Origin of the sequence: Nocardia sp. NPDC046763 (assembly GCF_040645495.1) — a bacterium.
In the GTDB taxonomy this organism is placed as follows: domain Bacteria; phylum Actinomycetota; class Actinomycetes; order Mycobacteriales; family Mycobacteriaceae; genus Nocardia.
The window spans coordinates 90,240-106,668 of sequence record NZ_JBEYYI010000025.1 but is presented as its reverse complement, the minus strand read 5'-3'; the positions used below and the strand labels follow the sequence as shown (position 1 = coordinate 106,668).

15 protein-coding genes are annotated in these 16,429 nt (G+C 68.3%); 3 read left to right on the top strand and 12 right to left on the bottom strand.

The window, feature by feature from the left end; translation table 11 throughout:
• Positions 1 to 36: 36 nt before the first annotated feature.
• On the top strand, positions 37 to 462 hold the full coding sequence (locus ABZ909_RS32440; RefSeq protein WP_357007281.1) for a DUF4254 domain-containing protein: 426 nt from the start codon (positions 37 to 39) through the stop codon (positions 460 to 462).
• Between the two features lie 6 nt (positions 463 to 468).
• Here ABZ909_RS32440 and ABZ909_RS32435 read toward each other — a convergent pair whose 3' ends face one another.
• The 6 genes from ABZ909_RS32435 to ABZ909_RS32410 are packed head-to-tail and all read right to left on the bottom strand — an operon-like array spanning position 469 to position 8,476.
• Positions 469 to 2,403: an acetoacetate--CoA ligase gene (locus ABZ909_RS32435; RefSeq protein ID WP_357007278.1), complete on the bottom strand. Its 1,935-nt coding sequence runs from the start codon at positions 2,401 to 2,403 to the stop codon at positions 469 to 471.
• 11 nt (positions 2,404 to 2,414) lie between these two features.
• Positions 2,415 to 3,248: a CoA ester lyase gene (locus ABZ909_RS32430; protein WP_357007276.1), complete on the bottom strand. Its 834-nt coding sequence runs from the start codon at positions 3,246 to 3,248 to the stop codon at positions 2,415 to 2,417.
• The gene (locus ABZ909_RS32425) at positions 3,245 to 3,739 is read right to left on the bottom strand and encodes a MaoC family dehydratase (protein WP_357007324.1); all 495 of its coding nucleotides are present in this window, start codon (positions 3,737 to 3,739) and stop codon (positions 3,245 to 3,247) included. The genes ABZ909_RS32430 and ABZ909_RS32425 overlap by 4 nt, the downstream gene beginning before the upstream one ends.
• Before the next feature lie 5 nt (positions 3,740 to 3,744).
• Positions 3,745 to 4,905 (bottom strand): acyl-CoA dehydrogenase family protein, encoded by a 1,161-nt coding sequence (locus ABZ909_RS32420; protein WP_357007274.1) that lies wholly within the window; start codon positions 4,903 to 4,905, stop codon positions 3,745 to 3,747.
• A complete protein-coding gene (locus ABZ909_RS32415; protein WP_357007273.1) occupies positions 4,902 to 6,908 on the bottom strand; it encodes an acetyl/propionyl/methylcrotonyl-CoA carboxylase subunit alpha in 2,007 nt (668 codons plus the stop codon). The genes ABZ909_RS32420 and ABZ909_RS32415 overlap by 4 nt, the downstream gene beginning before the upstream one ends.
• Before the next feature lie 5 nt (positions 6,909 to 6,913).
• Positions 6,914 to 8,476 (bottom strand): carboxyl transferase domain-containing protein, encoded by a 1,563-nt coding sequence (locus ABZ909_RS32410; RefSeq protein WP_357007271.1) that lies wholly within the window; start codon positions 8,474 to 8,476, stop codon positions 6,914 to 6,916.
• Between the two features lie 112 nt (positions 8,477 to 8,588).
• On the opposite strand from ABZ909_RS32410, the gene ABZ909_RS32405 reads away from it, so the two are divergent.
• Complete coding sequence (locus ABZ909_RS32405) at positions 8,589 to 9,179, top strand: TetR/AcrR family transcriptional regulator (protein ID WP_357007269.1); 591 nt, start codon at positions 8,589 to 8,591, stop codon at positions 9,177 to 9,179.
• A gap of 225 nt (positions 9,180 to 9,404) precedes the next feature.
• On the opposite strand, the gene ABZ909_RS32400 is transcribed toward ABZ909_RS32405, so the two are convergent.
• Complete coding sequence (locus ABZ909_RS32400; RefSeq protein ID WP_357007266.1) at positions 9,405 to 10,169, bottom strand: enoyl-CoA hydratase; 765 nt, start codon at positions 10,167 to 10,169, stop codon at positions 9,405 to 9,407.
• A gap of 21 nt (positions 10,170 to 10,190) precedes the next feature.
• Positions 10,191 to 10,634, bottom strand: a complete 444-nt coding sequence (locus ABZ909_RS32395) for an SRPBCC family protein (protein WP_357007263.1) — start codon at positions 10,632 to 10,634, stop codon at positions 10,191 to 10,193.
• A gap of 95 nt (positions 10,635 to 10,729) precedes the next feature.
• Between ABZ909_RS32395 and ABZ909_RS32390 the strand changes: the two genes are divergently transcribed.
• On the top strand, positions 10,730 to 11,950 hold the full coding sequence (locus ABZ909_RS32390) for a TetR family transcriptional regulator (protein ID WP_357007321.1): 1,221 nt from the start codon (positions 10,730 to 10,732) through the stop codon (positions 11,948 to 11,950).
• Between the two features lie 3 nt (positions 11,951 to 11,953).
• Here ABZ909_RS32390 and ABZ909_RS32385 read toward each other — a convergent pair whose 3' ends face one another.
• The 4 genes from ABZ909_RS32385 to ABZ909_RS32370 form a co-directional block, all read right to left on the bottom strand.
• A complete protein-coding gene (locus tag ABZ909_RS32385) occupies positions 11,954 to 12,262 on the bottom strand; it encodes a hypothetical protein (protein ID WP_357007260.1) in 309 nt (102 codons plus the stop codon).
• A 161-nt stretch (positions 12,263 to 12,423) separates the two neighbouring features.
• On the bottom strand, positions 12,424 to 12,768 hold the full coding sequence (locus ABZ909_RS32380; RefSeq protein WP_357007258.1) for a hypothetical protein: 345 nt from the start codon (positions 12,766 to 12,768) through the stop codon (positions 12,424 to 12,426).
• 71 nt (positions 12,769 to 12,839) lie between these two features.
• Positions 12,840 to 14,609: an acyl-CoA dehydrogenase gene (locus tag ABZ909_RS32375; RefSeq protein ID WP_357007256.1), complete on the bottom strand. Its 1,770-nt coding sequence runs from the start codon at positions 14,607 to 14,609 to the stop codon at positions 12,840 to 12,842.
• Positions 14,610 to 15,058: 449 nt separating this feature from the next.
• On the bottom strand, positions 15,059 to 16,312 hold the full coding sequence (locus tag ABZ909_RS32370; RefSeq protein ID WP_357007253.1) for a cytochrome P450: 1,254 nt from the start codon (positions 16,310 to 16,312) through the stop codon (positions 15,059 to 15,061).
• Between the last annotated feature and the right edge of the window lie 117 nt (positions 16,313 to 16,429).

The following is a 16,429-nucleotide window of genomic DNA, read 5'->3' as shown; positions in this document are numbered from 1 at the left end:
TGCTGGGAATTCGCAGGTCGCGTTATAGGAGTCGCGATGAGGGACACACTGCCATCCAAGAACCAGGTCCTTCAGGCTTGTCGAGGTTCTGGTCAGCCCGGTCATCCACTACTACGCGCGGCGCACGACCTGACCGCGCTGCACGAGCGCCTGCTCAGTGCCGAACCGGCCCTGCAGATCGAACTCGACACCATCCGAACGGATTTGGTGCATGAGATCGACTGCTGGGTGACCGCGCAATTGCCGCCGTCACACGGCGCGGCCCGGGTGCACACCGAAACCCTGGGCGCGGTCATCGATCGGCTGGCCCGGTTCACCGCCACCGCCTATGCGGCCCTGGCGCGCGAATCCGGACAGGAACTCACCATTGCCTGGGAGCACCTGGCCGAATTGGCGGTCGGCTATGAGGATTTGGCGTCGGAAGTGTGCACCGGGCGTCGTCGTCTACCCGGTGCACACTGACTCGCCTCACTGCGGCTTGTGCGCGGCGTACCAGTCCAGGAGTTCGGGGACGTCGACGGCCGTGGGGGCCACCACCGTGGACACTTCGGCACCCTGGAACAGTTTCTTGATCGGGACTTCCAGTTTCTTGCCGGTGCGGGTGTGCGGAATCCCGGGGGCCGCGATGATTTCGTCCGGCACGTGTCGCGGGGACACTTCGGCGCGAATGGTCGCATTGATGCGGGTTCGCAGCTCGTCGGTCAATTCGGTCCCGGGGGTCAGCACCACGAACAACGGCATCCAGTAGCCGCCGTCCGGTTGTTCGGCGCCGATGACCAGTGCCTCGGCGATTTCCGGAATGCGTTCCACCGCCTGATAGATGTCGGCGCTGCCCATCCGGATACCCTGCCGGTTCAGGGTGGAATCGGAGCGGCCGTGTACCACGATGCTGCCGTGCTCGGTAATGGTGATCCAGTCGCCGTGCCGCCACACGCCGGGGAACATCTCGAAATACGCGTCGCGATAGCGGGAGCCGTCGGGATCGTTCCAGAAGGACACCGGCATGGACGGCATGGGCTTGGTGATGACCAGTTCGCCGACCTCGTCGCGCACCGGATTGCCCTGCTCGTCCCAGGCGTCCAGGGCCACACCGAGATACGGGGCAGACAGCTCGCCGGGCCAGACGGGCACGGTGCGGACGCCGCCGATGAAGGCGGACACCACATCGGTGCCACCGCTGATCGAGGCCACCGGCACCCGCTCGCCGACATTGTCGCGCAGCCACAGCGAGGACGACGGGGGCAGCGAGGAGCCGGTGATGCCGACCAGCCGGAGGGCGGACAGGTCGTGGTCGGTCTGCGGCACGGATCCGGCCTTGGCACAGGCCAGGACATAGCCGGGGCTGGTGCCGAGGACCGTCGCGCCGGTGCGGGAGGCCAACTGCCACAGCGCATCCGGTGTCGGCGCGGCGGGGCTGCCGTCATAGCAGACGATGGTCGCGCCCACCAGCAGTCCGGCGACCTGGAAGTTCCACATCATCCAGCTCGGGCTGGTGTACCAGAAGAACGTGTCGTCCGGACCGATATCCGATTGCACGGCAACGGCTTTGAGGTGTTCGAGCAGCACGCCGCCGTGCCCGTGCACGATGCCCTTGGGCTTGCCGGTGGTGCCGGAGGAGTACAGCACCCACAGCGGGTGCGCGAAATCCACCTCCTCGATGGCGAGCTCGACGAACTGGTCACCGGGATCGACGCTCTCCCAGGCCAGGGTGTCGGGCACCTCGAGGCCGAGGCGCGGCACCAGCACGGTCGCCGCCAGCGAGGGCAGTCCGGCGCGCAGGGCGGCGATATCGGCGGTCTTGTCGTGCGCCTTGCCGCCGAACCGGTAGCCGTCGGCGGTGACCAGCACCTTGGGCTCCAGCTGCCCGAGCCGGTCGAGTGCGGCCTGGGCGGAATAGTCCTGGCCGCACGCGCTCCAGACGGCCCCGATGCTGGCGGTGGCCAGGAAGGCGATGACGGCCTCGGGGATGTTCGGCAGGTACCCGGCGACCCGGTCACCGGGTCCGACACCCAGCGCGCGCAGGGTGCGGGCGAAGGCGGCGACGGTGGCGATCAGTGCGGCCCAGGAGATCTCGGTGATCTCCCCGGTCTCGTCGACGGACAGGATGGCGGGCCGGTCGTCGCGGACCTGCCGCATCACCTGCTGGACGTAGTTCAGCGCGGTACCCGGAAACCACTGTGCGCCGGGCATTTCCGCGGCCGCGAGCACCTCGTCGGACCGCTCGCCCAGATCGAAGTAGTCCCAGATCGCGCCCCAGAAGCCGGGCAGGTCGTCCACCGACCACTGCCACAGGGCTCGATAGTCCGGCAGGGACAGCCCGGTGCGCTTCTCGACGAACAGCGCGAAGCTCGTCACCTGTGCCTCGGCGATGTCCTGATCGCTCGGCACCCACTGTGGTTCCACCGCAATACCTCCTACGACGCGAATCCCGCGCTGCCGGCCGTGGCGGCCCGCTGCACGATTCGCTCGGCATGCCGGATGACCGGCATGTCCACCATGCGCCCCTCGAAGGTGAAGACACCCCGATGGTTCGGCGCTTCCGCCAATAGTCTGCGCGCCCAGTCGACTTCGCCGGGCGTCGGCGCGTAGGCGGTCCGGATGACCGGCACCTGGCTGGGGTGGATGGCCACCTTGGCGTCGAAGCCGATGGCGACCGCGTCCTCCGATTCGGCCGCCAGCCCGGTCAGATCGGGAATGTCCAGGTACACCGAGTCCAGTGCGAACTTGCCGTATGCCTTGGCGGCCAGCAGGGATTGGGAGCGCACGTGCCGCGCCACATCCCGGTAGCCGCCGTCGGCGTGCCGGCTGGAGTTGCCGCCGAGCGCGGCGACCAGGTCTTCCGCGCCCCACATGACACCGATGGCATTGCGCACCATGACCGCCCGACCGACCGCGAGCGCGCCCAGCGGGGATTCGATGAGCGCGATCACCTCGTAGTCGGTCAGCCGCGTGACCTGTTCGGCCGATTCGCATTTGGGCAGCATGATGCGCCGGTACTCGGTGCGCACCAGGGCATCCAGGTCGAGCATGTGCTCGAAGGTGCCCGCGGCATTGACACGGACGACGGTGCGTTCGGGGTCCAGCGGGGTGGCGATCAGCGCGTCGCGGGCCGCCGCCTTGTCGGCCTCGGCGACGCCGTCCTCGAGGTCGAGGATGACCACGTCGGCCGCGGCGAGGGCCTTGCCATAGCGCTCGGGTCGGTCCGCGGGGCAGAAAAGCCAAGCGGGGCCGGGCATTTCCCAACTCATGCCGGTTCCTCCAGCGGGCTGGATGTCGGGCCTCGTCTCACCAAGGTCTTGCGGGTGGCGATGGCCACGATATCGCCGTGCTGATTACGCCCGGTGTGCGCGAAGGTCACGATGCCCTCGCCCGGGCGGCTCTTCGATTCCCGCAGGTCGGTCACCACGGTCTCCGCGTACAGGGTGTCGCCGTGGAAGAGCGGCTTGGGGAAGGCGATCTCGGAGAAGCCGAGGTTGGCCACGATGGTGCCCTGGGTCAGCTGCGCCACCGACAGGCCCACCAGCGTGGACAGCGTGAACATGGAGTTCACCAGCCGCTGGTGGAACGGCGGCAGCGCGTCGGAGAACGCCGCGTCCAGGTGCAGGGCCTGGGTGTTCATGGTCAGCGTCGTGAACAGCACATTGTCGGCCTCGGTGATGGTGCGGCCGGGCCGGTGCTCGTACACCACGCCGATCTCGAACTCGTCGAACCACAAGCCGCGCTGGACGACCCGCTTCATCTCGGTCACAGGCCGAGCTCCCGACCGATCAGCATCAACTGCACCTCCGTGGTGCCCTCACCGATTTCCAGGATCTTGCTGTCGCGATAGTGCCGGGCGACAGCATATTCGTTCATGAAGCCGTAACCGCCGAAGATCTGCGTGGCGTCGCGGGCATTGTCCATGGCGGCCTCGCTGGCGACCAGCTTGGCGATGGCGGCCTGCTTCTTGAAGGGCTTGCCGGACAGCATGAGCGCGGCCGCGTCGTAGTAGGCGGTGCGGGCCATGTGGGCGCGCGCCTCCATGCGGGCGATCTTGAAGGCAATGGCCTGGTTGCTGCCGATGGCGCGACCGAAGGCCTCGCGCTCCTTGGCGTAGCGCACGCTCTCGTCCACGCAGCCCTGCGCCGCGCCGACCGACAGCGCCGCGATGGCGATCCGGCCCTCGTCGAGGATGCGCAGGAAGTTGGCGTAGCCGCGGCCGCGCTCGCCGAGCAGGTTCTCGGCGGGCACCCGGACGTCGTCGAAGCTGAGCGGGTGGGTGTCGGAGGCGTTCCAGCCGACCTTGTTGTAGGCGGGTTCGGCGGTGAAGCCGGGAGTGTCGGTCGGCACGATGATCGTCGAGATCTCCTTCTTGCCGTCCACTCCCCCGGTGACCGCGGTGACCGTCACCAGCCGGGTGATGTCGGTGCCCGAGTTGGTGATGAACTGCTTGGAGCCGTTGATGATCCAGGTGTCGCCGTCCAGCCGCGCGGTGGTGCGGGTGCCGCCCGCGTCACTGCCCGCGCCGGGCTCGGTGAGGCCGAACGCGCCCAGCGCGCGCCCGCTGGCCAGCAGCGGCAGCCACTCCGCCCTCTGCTTGTCGTTGCCGAAGCGGTAGATCGGCATGGCGCCCAGGGAGACACCGGCCTCCAGGGTGATGGCCACGCTCTGGTCGACCTTGCCGAGCTCCTCGAGGGCCAGGCACAGCGCGAAGTAGTCGCCGCCCATGCCGCCGAACTCCTCGGGGAACGGCAGGCCGAACAGGCCCATATCGGCCATGCCCGAGACCACCTCGTAGGGGAAGCTGTGCTCGGCGTCGTGCTTCGCGGCGACCGGGGCCACCACCTGGTTGGCGAAATCGCGGACGGTGAGGGCGAGTTCGCGGTACTCGTCCGGCAGGGTTCCGGTGGACAGGAAATCGGTCATGACTGGGTCTTCTCCTCGGCGATGATGCGAGCCAGCGGCTGTTCGAGTTTCACCTGCGCGCCGGGCTCGACCAGCAGTTCGACGCGGCCGGCAACGGGTGCGGTGAGGGTGTGTTCCATCTTCATGGCCTCCACGACCACGATGGGCGTGCCCGCGGCGACGAGCTCGCCGTCCGCGGCGGGGGTGGCGATGACCGAACCCGGCATGGGGCTCTGGATCTCGGCGTCGCCGACGTGGGCGTCACCGCCGCGGACATCGGCCTCGCCGACCTCGCGCAGCAGCGCGGTGCCGGTGCGGTCGGCGACCCAGATCTGACCGGACCCGGTGGCGACGCGGAAGCGGGTACGCAAACCGTCGAGGGCCAGCATCAGCGCGTCACCGTCGGATTCCACTGTCAGGACGTGTTTTTCGCCGCCCTCGACCCAGGCCGTCGCCTGCTCCGGGGTCCCGGAGAGGTACACGTGTGCGGTGCGGTCGCCGCCGATGAGGCGGATGCCGACGGGTGCGTGCGCGCCGACCCGCCAGCCGGTGGGCTGCTGCCACGGATCGACCGAGGCGGCCGGCCAGCGGCGCAACCAGAGTTCGGCCGCGGCCGCGATGAACTGCGCGTCGCTGACCGGTTCGGGCGTGAAGTCCACCGCGCGACGGTCCAGCAGACCGGTATCCAGCTGTCCCGCGAGGACATCCGGGTCGGCGAGCAGGAAGCGCGCGAAATCGGTATTGGTGCGCACGCCGAGGATCTGCGTGTCCCGCAGGGCCGCATCGAGTTTGGCGATGGCGGCGGTGCGGTCGGCGGCGTGGGCGATGACCTTGGACAGCATCGGGTCGTAGTCGCTGCCGACCACGGTGCCGGCGCGCAGGCCCGAATCCACCCGCACGCCGGGGCCTTCCGGCTCCGACAGCGCGAGCACGGTGCCGCCGGTGGGCAGGAAGTCGCGGCCCGGATCCTCGGCGTAGACGCGCGCCTCGATGGCGTGGCCGGTGAGGCGGATGTCGTCCTGTGCGGCCGCCAGCTTCTGCCCGGCCGCGATGCGCACCTGGCATTCCACCAGGTCGACGCCGGTGACCAGCTCGGTGACCGGGTGCTCGACCTGCAGGCGGGTGTTCATCTCCATGAAGAAGAACTCGTCCGGCTGGTCGGCGGAGACGATGAACTCGACCGTGCCCGCGCCGACATAGTCGACACTGCGCGCGGTATTGCAGGCGGCCGCGCCGATCCGGGCCCGGGTCTGCGGATCCAGCAGCGGCGAGGGCGCCTCCTCGATCACCTTCTGGTGGCGACGCTGCAGGCTGCACTCGCGCTCGCCCAGGTGCAGCACGTGGCCGAACTGATCGGCCAGGATCTGCACCTCGATGTGCCGGGGGCGGGTGACGAAGCGCTCCAGGAACAGGGTGTCGTCGCCGAAGGCCGCGCCGGCCTCGCGGCGGGCGCTGACCAGGGCGGCGGGCAGGTCGGCCGGATCATCGACCCGGCGCATGCCCTTGCCGCCGCCACCGGCGGACGGCTTCACCAGCACCGGGTAGCCGATCTCCGTTGCGGCGTGGATCAATTCGGCGTCGGTGAGGCCGGGCTTGGCGATGCCGGGCACCACCGGCACGCCGTATTCGGCCACCGCGTTCTTGGCGGTGATCTTGTCGCCCATCACCTCGATAGCGCGGGCGGACGGGCCCAGGAAGGCGATGCCCGCCGCCTCGAGCGCGGCCGCGAAGGCCGAATTCTCCGACAGGAAGCCATATCCCGGGTGCACGGCCTGCGCGCCGGTGCGCACGGCGGCCGCGACCACCTTGTCGATGCTCAGGTAGGACTCGCGCGCGGGGGCCGGGCCGAGGCGGACCGCGGTATCGGCCTCGCGCACATGGCGGGCGTCGGCGTCGGCGTCGCTGTACACCGCGACCGATCGAATTCCCATGGCGCGCAGGGTACGAATGACCCGCACCGCGATCTCGCCGCGATTGGCGACCAGCACGGTGTCGAAGGCGACGGGTTGTGCTCTGTTCATCATGGTCATCACATCCGGAAGACGCCGTAGGAGACGGGCTCGAGCGGGGCCTGCGCGCAGACCGAGAGGGCTAGGCCGACAACGGTTCTGGTGTCGGCGGGGTCGATGACGCCATCGTCCCAGAGGCGGGCCGTGGAGTAGTACGGGTTGCCCTGGTGTTCGTACTGCTCCCGGATCGGGGCCTTGAACGCCTCGAGGTCCGCCTCGGACTGGTCACCGCGCACGGTGGCCAGCACGGAGGCCGCCTGCTCGCCGCCCATGACCGAGATGCGGGCATTGGGCCACATCCACAGGAAGCGCGGCGAATACGCGCGCCCGCACATGGAGTAGTTGCCCGCGCCGTAGGAGCCGCCGATGACCACGGTCAGCTTGGGCACGCGGGCGCACGCCACCGCGGTCACCATCTTGGCGCCGTGCTTGGCGATGCCGCCCGCCTCGTAGTCGCGCCCGACCATGAAGCCGGTGATGTTCTGCAGGAACAGCAGCGGGATCTTGCGCTTGTCGCACAGTTCGATGAAATGCGCGCCCTTCATGGCGGATTCGCTGAACAGCACGCCATTGTTGGCGACGATGCCGACCGGGTGGCCGTGGATGCGGGCGAAGCCGGTGACCAGCGTCTTGCCGTATTCGGCCTTGAACTCCTGGAATTCGCCGCCGTCCACCATGCGGGTGATGACCGCGCGGACGTCGTACGGGGTGCGCAGGTCCACCGGGACCACGTCGTACAGCTCGTCCTGCGGCGCAATGGGATCCACGGTCGGCGCGACATCCCACGGGGTCGGGGTCTTCGGGCCGAGGGTGGCCACGATATTGCGCACGATGCGCAGCGCGTCCTGATCGCTCTCGGCCAGGTGGTCGGTGACACCCGAGGTGCGCGAGTGCAGGTCGCCGCCGCCCAGCTCCTCGGCGGTGACCACCTCACCGGTGGCAGCCTTCACCAGCGGCGGGCCGCCCAGGAAGATGGTGCCCTGATTGCGCACGATGACGGTCTCGTCGCTCATGGCGGGCACGTACGCGCCACCGGCGGTGCAGGAGCCGAGCACCGCGGAGATCTGCGCGATCCCCTTGGCGCTCATGTTCGCCTGGTTGTAGAAGATGCGGCCGAAGTGCTCGCGATCGGGGAACACCTCGTCCTGACGCGGCAGGTAGGCGCCGCCGGAGTCGACCAGGTAGATGCACGGCAGGTTGTTCTGCAGCGCCACCTCCTGGGCGCGCAGGTGCTTCTTGACCGTCATCGGGTAGTAGGTGCCGCCCTTGACCGTCGCGTCATTGGCGATGATCACGCATTCGCGTCCGGAGACGCGGCCGATGCCGCCGATGACGCCCGCGCCGGGTGACTCGTCGTCGTACATGCCGTTGGCCGCCAGCGGCGACAGCTCCAGGAACGGGCTGCCGGTGTCCAGCAGCTGATCCACCCGCTGGCGCGGCAGCAGCTTGCCGCGCGCCAGGTGCCGTTCCCGGGCCCGCTCCGGTCCGCCCAGCGCGCTGACGGCCAGCCGCTCCCGCAGCTCGTCGACCAGCGCCAGATGCGCGGCTCGGTTCCCGGTCCGCGTGCCTTCGGTCAGCGTCATTCGCTCCGCCTCCCCGTTCGGCCGATCCGGCCGCTCGGTTAGTCACCAATAACTGGAAAATAAGATAATCTTCACTAACTGAGTTGTCCAGCACCGGCGAGAGGGAGCCACGGTGAACACCACGGAAACCGTCACGCTCACCCGTCGTGAGCAGCTCAAAGCCCAGCGTAGGCAGCAGTTGCTGGAGGCGGGGGCGCGGCTCATCGCCGATCGCGGATTCCTGGGAATGCGGCTCGACGACCTGGGCGCGGCCGCCGGGATCAGCGGGCCCGCGGTGTATCGGCACTTCCCCAACAAGGAGGCGCTGCTGGTCGAGCTGCTGGTCGGCATCAGTCAGCGGCTGCTCGACGGCGGCCGGGCCGTGGCCGAGCAGGCGGCATCGCCGCAGCAGGCGCTGAGCGGACTGGTGGACTTCCACCTCGACTTCGCCCTTGGCGAGCCCGAACTCATCCGGATCCAGGATCGCGACCTGGAGAACCTGCCGGAGTCCGCACGACGTCAGGTGCGGCGCACCCAGCGGCAGTACGTGGAGGTCTGGGTGGCGGTGCTGCGTGAACTGCGGCCGGAGCTACCGGAGCAGGCCGCACGCGTACAGGCGCACGCGACCTTCGGCCTGATCAACTCCACACCGCACAGCGCACCGGCCAGCGCGACCCGCGCACGGCCGGTGCTGCGGCGCATGGCGCTCGCCGCCCTGGAATGAGGTCGGCACCGGATCGAAATCGGCGCTGAGCCGAATTCCACCGGTGCCGTGGGGGCCGCATTCCACCGGTGCCGTGGGGGCCGAATTCCACCGGTGCCGTGGAGATGTGGCGCAGGGCGACCACGCAACGGCGCGGGGCACTCGCGGCGGCGGGCCGAATCTCCCCGAGCGCGGTCGGGGACAGCGGCGCGGGCGGGTGCGAATCTGCCCGCGCCACCGGGTTTCTCAGTGTTTCGAACCGGTGATCCGGGTCTGGGCCGCGGCCAGGCGTGCCGCGAACTCCGGGGATTCCAGGGAGGCCAGCTGCGGCACCACCTCGGTGTTCACCGCCTCGGCGTGGGCGGCCAGAGCGCGGGTGGCGCGCATGGTGCGCTTGGTGGTGATGAGCAGCTCGCGCGGGACTTCCGCGGTGGCGGAGGCGAATTCGACGGCGGCGGCCACCAGGGCGGCATGATCGCCGTCGACGACGCGGTGCACCAGACCGGCCTGCGCGGCCGCCTGCGCGTCGAGCACCTCGCCGAACAGCGTCATGGCCGTCGCCTGCTGCGGGCCGACCGCACGCTGCAACATCCAGGTCATACCGCCGCCCGGGTGGATGCCCAGGCGCAGGAAGCGAGCATCGAAGCGCGCCTTGGGATTCGCGAACCGCAGGTCCGCGGCCAGGGCCAGGTTCAGGCCGGCGCCGACCGCCGCGCCGCCGACCGCCGCCACGGTGGGCAGCTTGCAGCGCGCCACGGCCAGGAAGCCCTCGTAGATGGCCCGCAGGCCCTCCTCTTTCGCCTCACCCAGGGCGGTCAGGTTCGCGCCCGCGCAGAAGGCCGGGGGCGTGCCCGTGACCACCAGCGCGTGCACCGAGTCGTCGGCCTCCGCGTCCGCCACCGCATCCGCGAGATCGGCGGATAGGTCCAGCGTCAACGCATTCCGCTTGTCGGGGTCATGCACCGTTACGAGCGCCACTGAGTTGAGGCGCTCCACCTTGATCTCCGCCATGGCCCCAGATGGTAACCCGCGTCACCGCCCGCCCAACTCGCGCTCCGCGGTTCGCAGCACCATGACGAAGCCGCCGCGCACCACCGGCAGGAAGATCCGCGTCCACAGCGGCGCGAGCACGGGCGCGGCGATCTCGAAGGTGGACGACCAGCGCACCCGGGTGCCCGACGCGACCGGCGCGCAGGTGATGGATCCCTCCTGATGCCGCAGGGGCGGAACGGAATTCAGCAATCGGTAGCGCATGAGGTGGGGCGGATCGTATTCCACGATCTCCTCGGTGAGGCGCAGCAGCGGGGTCACCACCAGGCGCACCGCGCCCGCGCCGTTGCCCGCGGTATCGCCGGGACGCACCAGGGTGACGCGGCGGACCATCGGGACCCGTTGGTAATTGGCGACATCGGTGAGCCAGTCGAAGACGTCGGGCGGTGCTGCCGCGATGGTGCGTTCGACATCGACCGTGCGCATGCCGGCTCCGTTCTGATGGACGCGGATCCTGTGGGCAGCCTACGAGATCGGCGGCGCGACGTCGACGGAAATGCCTGGTGACTACCATTGCGAATATGACCGTCGAGGAGCAGCCGCAGCGCGTGATCCGCCGCCGCCCGAAGAACCGGCGCGCCCAGATCGCCGCTACCTCGGCCGCCGCCTTCGGTTCGCTCGGCTATCACGGCGTCAGCATGGAGGACATCGCCGCGCGGCTCGGCATTTCCTCGGCCGCACTGTATCGCCACTATCCGAGCAAATACGCGCTCTTCCGCGAGGAGTTGCTGCGGCTGGCGCGGCTGACCGTGGAGGCCGCCACCCTGCCCGACGAGTCCGAGAGCCTGTCCCCGCGCGAGCGGCTGGACCGGGTGCTGGACCGGTTGATCGCCGAGACCATCGCCAATCGCGCCACGGTCACCCTGGTGCGCTGGGAGCGCCGCTACCTCGACGACACCGACCGGCAGACCCTCGAGGAGCAGTTCACCGCGGCGCTGACCACGCTGCGCGCGCTCATCGCGGATGTGCGGCCCGAACTGGACGGGCACAGCCGCGCGGTGCGGGCGGTGTCGATATTCAGCGTCATCTCCAGCATTGGGGACCATCACGCCACGCTGCCCGCGAAATCGCTGACGGCCCTGCTGCATTCGGCCTGCGACGCCATCATCGCGACCGAGCTGCCGCCCGAGGGCACGGTCACCGAGGCGCCGCGGGCAGTCGAGATTCCGCAGAGCTTCAAGCACGAGCTGCTGCTCAAGAAGGCCGTCGAACTCTTCCACGCGCGCGGCTATCCGAACGTGAGCGTGGAGGACATCGCCGCGGCAGCGGATCTGTCGGCGGCCTCGGCGGTGTACCGCTACTACCGCAGCAAGGGCGATCTGCTGGCCGCCGCGTTCCGCCGGGCGGCGGATCGGGTTTCGGGGGCGATCGGGCCGGCGGTGGCGTCCTCGTCGAGTCCGGCCGAGGCGATGAGCAAGCTGGTGGACCTGTATGTCGCGGGCTCGTTCACCGAGCGCGAGCTGACCTTCGTGTACTACGCCGAATTCGGGCACGTCGCGGCCGAGGAGCGCACCATGCTGCGCAATGTGCAGCGGCTCATCGTGGCCGAGTGGGTGCGGCTGCTGGTGGCGGTACGCCCGGAACTGTCCGAGGGCGAGGCACGCATCCTGGTGCAGGCCGCCTTCGGTCTGGTGGTGGACCTGGGCCGGGAGTTCGGCGATTATCCGTCGATCTGCCCGCAGCCCAGGGTGATCCGGCTGATGGAGGTCACCCTATTCGGAGCCGGTACGCCGGAGTCCTGAGGGCTAGTCGGACAGGGTTTTCAGCGGGGTGAACGGCGCGTAATCGCACACGTGCCCTTTGTCCCAGTCCCACAGCGAGATCGGATCGACGGCGATGCCGCTCTGCAGGATGAGCCGCCAGCCGGCGTCCTCCCGCTGCCAGATGTCGCCGTCGCGGTCCCAATAGAGGCCGATCGTGCTCGGTTCGACCGTGTCACTCCGGCTCATGGCCTTCCTCTCATAGCTACCCGTCAGCGATTGCGTGACTCGGGGTGGCCGGGCTCCGCGCATGATCGCCGCCGACACGGCCTCGTAGTCCTCGCTCCTGCTCATTACGGTCACCATTGGCAATCCCTGGGTAGCGGGTCATGCCGAAAAGTATTCGCCGCCACGCTTTCGGGACTCTTTCGTGGTGATCAGGGCTTCTCTTCTGAGCAAATATATTTGCCAATCATTCGCCCATGGTTGAAGCTGCATGCGCGAGTCGAATTCACTCACCGGTTTCCGCCCTTTGCGGCCGCGCCGCGGTGGAATAATTGCTGCCCGTGCAGGCCCGCCCGATCGCCGCGGACAGCCGCGCTACCAGCGCCGATCGGCTCATCGACGATCTGTGGGAAGGCAATCCGCCTGTCGGTCCGCAAGTGCACATCAACAATCTGCGCCGCGTGGCGGAACCCGATCGCCCGCGCCGCGCACCCTCCCGATTCCTGGTCTCGGAATCCTCCGGATACGCGGTGAAACTCGCGCCCGAATCGGTGGATGCCTGGCATTTCGAGGCCCTGCTGCGTGATTACGAACAGCGGCTGCGCGCACCCGCCGAACCCGATCCGGTGGAACACCGCCGGACCTACCGAGCCCTACCGGATAGGGCGCCCCGACGGGTGCCCTATCCGGACCTGCCCGGGCAGGATCAGGGACGGCGTCGATCGTTGATGCGGGAGACCCACGCGGCCGGTAGATCGTCGGAAAGGACCGGTGCGCCGAGAATTTCATCGTCGAGGCCGAAAGCGTCCAGCAGCGCCGGTAGGTTGTCGGCCAGGTTGTCGATGGCCAGGCGGAGCTGCTGCTTGATCGTCTTCACCGCGTCGATGTCGAGCAGGCCGCGGGTGAGGTACCACGTGGCGTGCTGATCGAGGTAGCTCAGTGCGAAAACGTCACGCACGGCGATGATCTCGGGATGATCGGAATGCTGGTGGAGCAGCTGCAGCGCCTCTTCGGCGCTGCATGCCTCGGCCAGCTCGAGCGCCTCCGGAATGATCGCCAGCCGGGCTTCGAGTCCCGGCGTCGTCAGATAGTGCTGCGCCTCCTCCACGATCGTCAGGGTGCGTGCGCTGAACAGGCTCATCCGGTCGCCGGCATCCGCGCCATCGTGCACGCGGACTTCGGGGACCGGCTTCCCGGCCAGGTGCTTGGCCAGGACGCGACCGGCCACGGAACCGAGCACGTGGCAGTCGCCCTCGCCGGTGATGGCCGCGTGACAGACACCGAGATAGTCGGCGACCCGGTTGGCGCTGAACATGCCCTGGGCGGCCATCTTGAGGCGGCTGTTGGTCACCGTCTGCAGAGCGTGCGGCTGGATGTAGTGCTTGGCCAGCATCACCGAGACGACGGTGTCGCGACTGGTGAGATCGCTGCCCGCGAGCGATGTCTTGATCGCGTTCCCGTAGATGGTGCGGGCGACGGTGCCGGCCAGATCGGTGAGCAGGGTCTCGCGCACGTGCGGGATATCGGCCATGAGCGGACTGTCGAACGGTGTCAGCGGCACCACCCGCTTGGAGGCGTAGCGCAGCGCGATGTAGAGCGCGGCGCGGGCGGAGGCGTTCAGGCAGGACGAGAGCGCCAAGCGTCCCACGGTGAGCTGACTGATCGCCGAGGCGAATGCCCGCTTCTGGCTGGACTCGTCGCGCCAGGTCAGCACGCCGTCGTCGTCGATGGTGGCCAGATCGTTGCTGAGCCAGGCACTGCGCTCGACCCGGAGATTGTCGAAGCTGATCACCGAGTTGTCCATGATGACCAGCGGCTGGTGGTCGAGCTGGGTGATCGTCACGCCGGGCGCCGGTTCTCCGTCGGCGCCGCGCAGGCGCGCCGTGAACAGATGCACGCCCTGATCGACGCCCGCCGAGTCGATGTAGCGGGCGCCGACGACGCAGACCCGGGAAACCGGGATACCGACGCTGGGCATGAACTTGCGCGCCCGCGGGTTCGGGGTGTTGATCACGAACCCGTCGCCGTCCCAGGTCGCGCGGGTCTGCATGAACTGGATGTTGGAGCCGCACCCGTACTCGGTCAGCAGCATGACGCCGATGGCGGAGGCGTCGTCGAGGTCCTCCAGATACGGTGCGGCCGAATCGGAATCGGTCAGGGTGGCGAGGCTGCCCGAGGCCAGGTTGTAGTGGCCCGAGATCAGCGGAATCAGGTCCGTCGCCAGTACTGCCGCCCAGTCGAACACGGCGAACAGCTGCGGTAGACGGGTGGCGACATCGCTGGTGCTACCGATCTCCTGGACCAGATACCGCAACTGGTCGTAGGCGTTCTGCCGGCGCTGCGCCTGGCTCTGCTGCTCCGTGACGAAGTAGTCCGGGTTGCTGAGCACCTTCTGCAGATGCTGGTCGAATGCCAGGTCACCGTGCCGAAGCAGCTCGGCCAGCGATGTCCCTTCCTTGCGCCCGTGCGTATCCATAACCGCCTCCTACTCATTCACGATCCCAGCGGCGATTCGTCCACCGCTGGGCATGCGAGACGATCGCTGCCGAACTTCGATGCACCGGGGGGCCACCGTTGACGCACGCTCATGCGGACACCGCGGGGACCGGAAGAAGGAGCCGGGCGATCACCTGTCAAAAGCTTGTCGCACCACACACCTTCACGTGAGGTTCCCGCGGCGACGGTCTCCCGATCTGGTCCTGTCGCCGGGGTTGTAGGTGTGTTCGTACCGGTTGGGCAGCAGCGCATAAACGCTGATGAGCCGACATTGCGGCCGCGTCGAACTGCGGCAACACCGTTGCCGCAGAGCTACCTTCGACCGCCAGTGTCATGAATTGTATTGTTACACAAATCGTGTCGCGGCTCACGGTGAACTATCACAGACCGCCGACGGCCACCGCGGGTCCGACGGGCCGGGAGCTACACCTACACAGCAGGAAATGGCCTGGAAGGCGGGAACACCACCGGCAACTCGGTCAGCGCGCGGTGGAACGGACCGGGCCGCCACACGAGATCGTCTGCGGCGACCGCCAATTGGATTTCGGGGAGGAAGTCCAGGAGCTGATCGATGACCTCCTGTGCAAGCAGACGCCCATACGACTGGGCGTGCGCGGGGCAGGCGTGATCGCCGGAGCTGAACGCCAGGTTCCATGCGTTGCCGAGGGATTCGCCCGGGTTCAACTCCGGATCGGTGTTGCAGGCGGCCATGCTGATGATGACCGGCTCGTCGGCCGGCAGCCACACGTTCTCGATCAGGGTGGGCTGCCGCGGGTAGGTGATGCAGTAGTTCGCCATGGGCGGGTCGGTTGCGAGCCGCTCGCCGATGGCGGTGCTCGTCGGCAGCGGAATCCCTTGTACGGCACTGGTGAAGCGGTTGTCGGTCATCATCAGCAGCAGGGTGTTGGCGATGAGGTTCAGGGGCGGTTCGACACCGGCCGCGAACAGCAGGACCAGCTGATGCACCATCTCCTCGTCGGACAGCCCGGCGGGATGCTGGACCATTCTGGTGGTGACGTCGTCATCCGGCTGAGCCCGTTTCAGTGCCGTGAGGTCGAGCAATGCCTCGCCCATGCTCGCGTTCACGCTCGCCGTATCCACACCGTCGAACATCGCGGCGCTGGCGGCCGCGACCCGCTCACCGATGTCCGGTGGACAGCCGAGTACCTGGCAGAAGACCGAGAAGACCAGCGGGAGGACGTACTGGCTCAGCACGTCGGCCCGTCCATCCTCGCAGAAGGTATTGACCACGGGGATCGCGGTACGCTCCACCATGGATCGCACCGAGTTCAGGTCGATCCCGGCCAACGCGTCGCTCAGCACCTTGCGGTAGCGAGTGTGCACCGGGCCGCTGGTGCGGATCGCGTTGGGCCGGTACTCGATCATCGGCATGATCGGGATATCGGCAGGCACGGACCGCTGCCAGGCACTCGGATCAGCCGGAAAATGAGTGGAGTCGTTGAGAATACGCACCGCGGTCGCGTATTTGACGACCAGGGTCGCGGGTACTCCCGGCCAGATCTCGACCGGCACCAGCGCTCCATAGTCGCTGCGCATCCGACGGTAGTACCCGTGGGGATCGGCGGCGAATTCCGGGCTGTAGATCGGGATTCGCGGACCCATGTTCTCGACCGGCGACTTCGAGCTGGCGGTAGCACCCTGATGCGTGTGCTGCGGATACACGTAGTCTCCTTGGAATCGGTTGCGGCAGAATAGTACCCAAGGCGTCGTCGGCCCCCAAGGGCCTACAGTCCCGAAACTGCCGGTTAACCAGGTTTCGGGCGGGTTACACGAATCGGG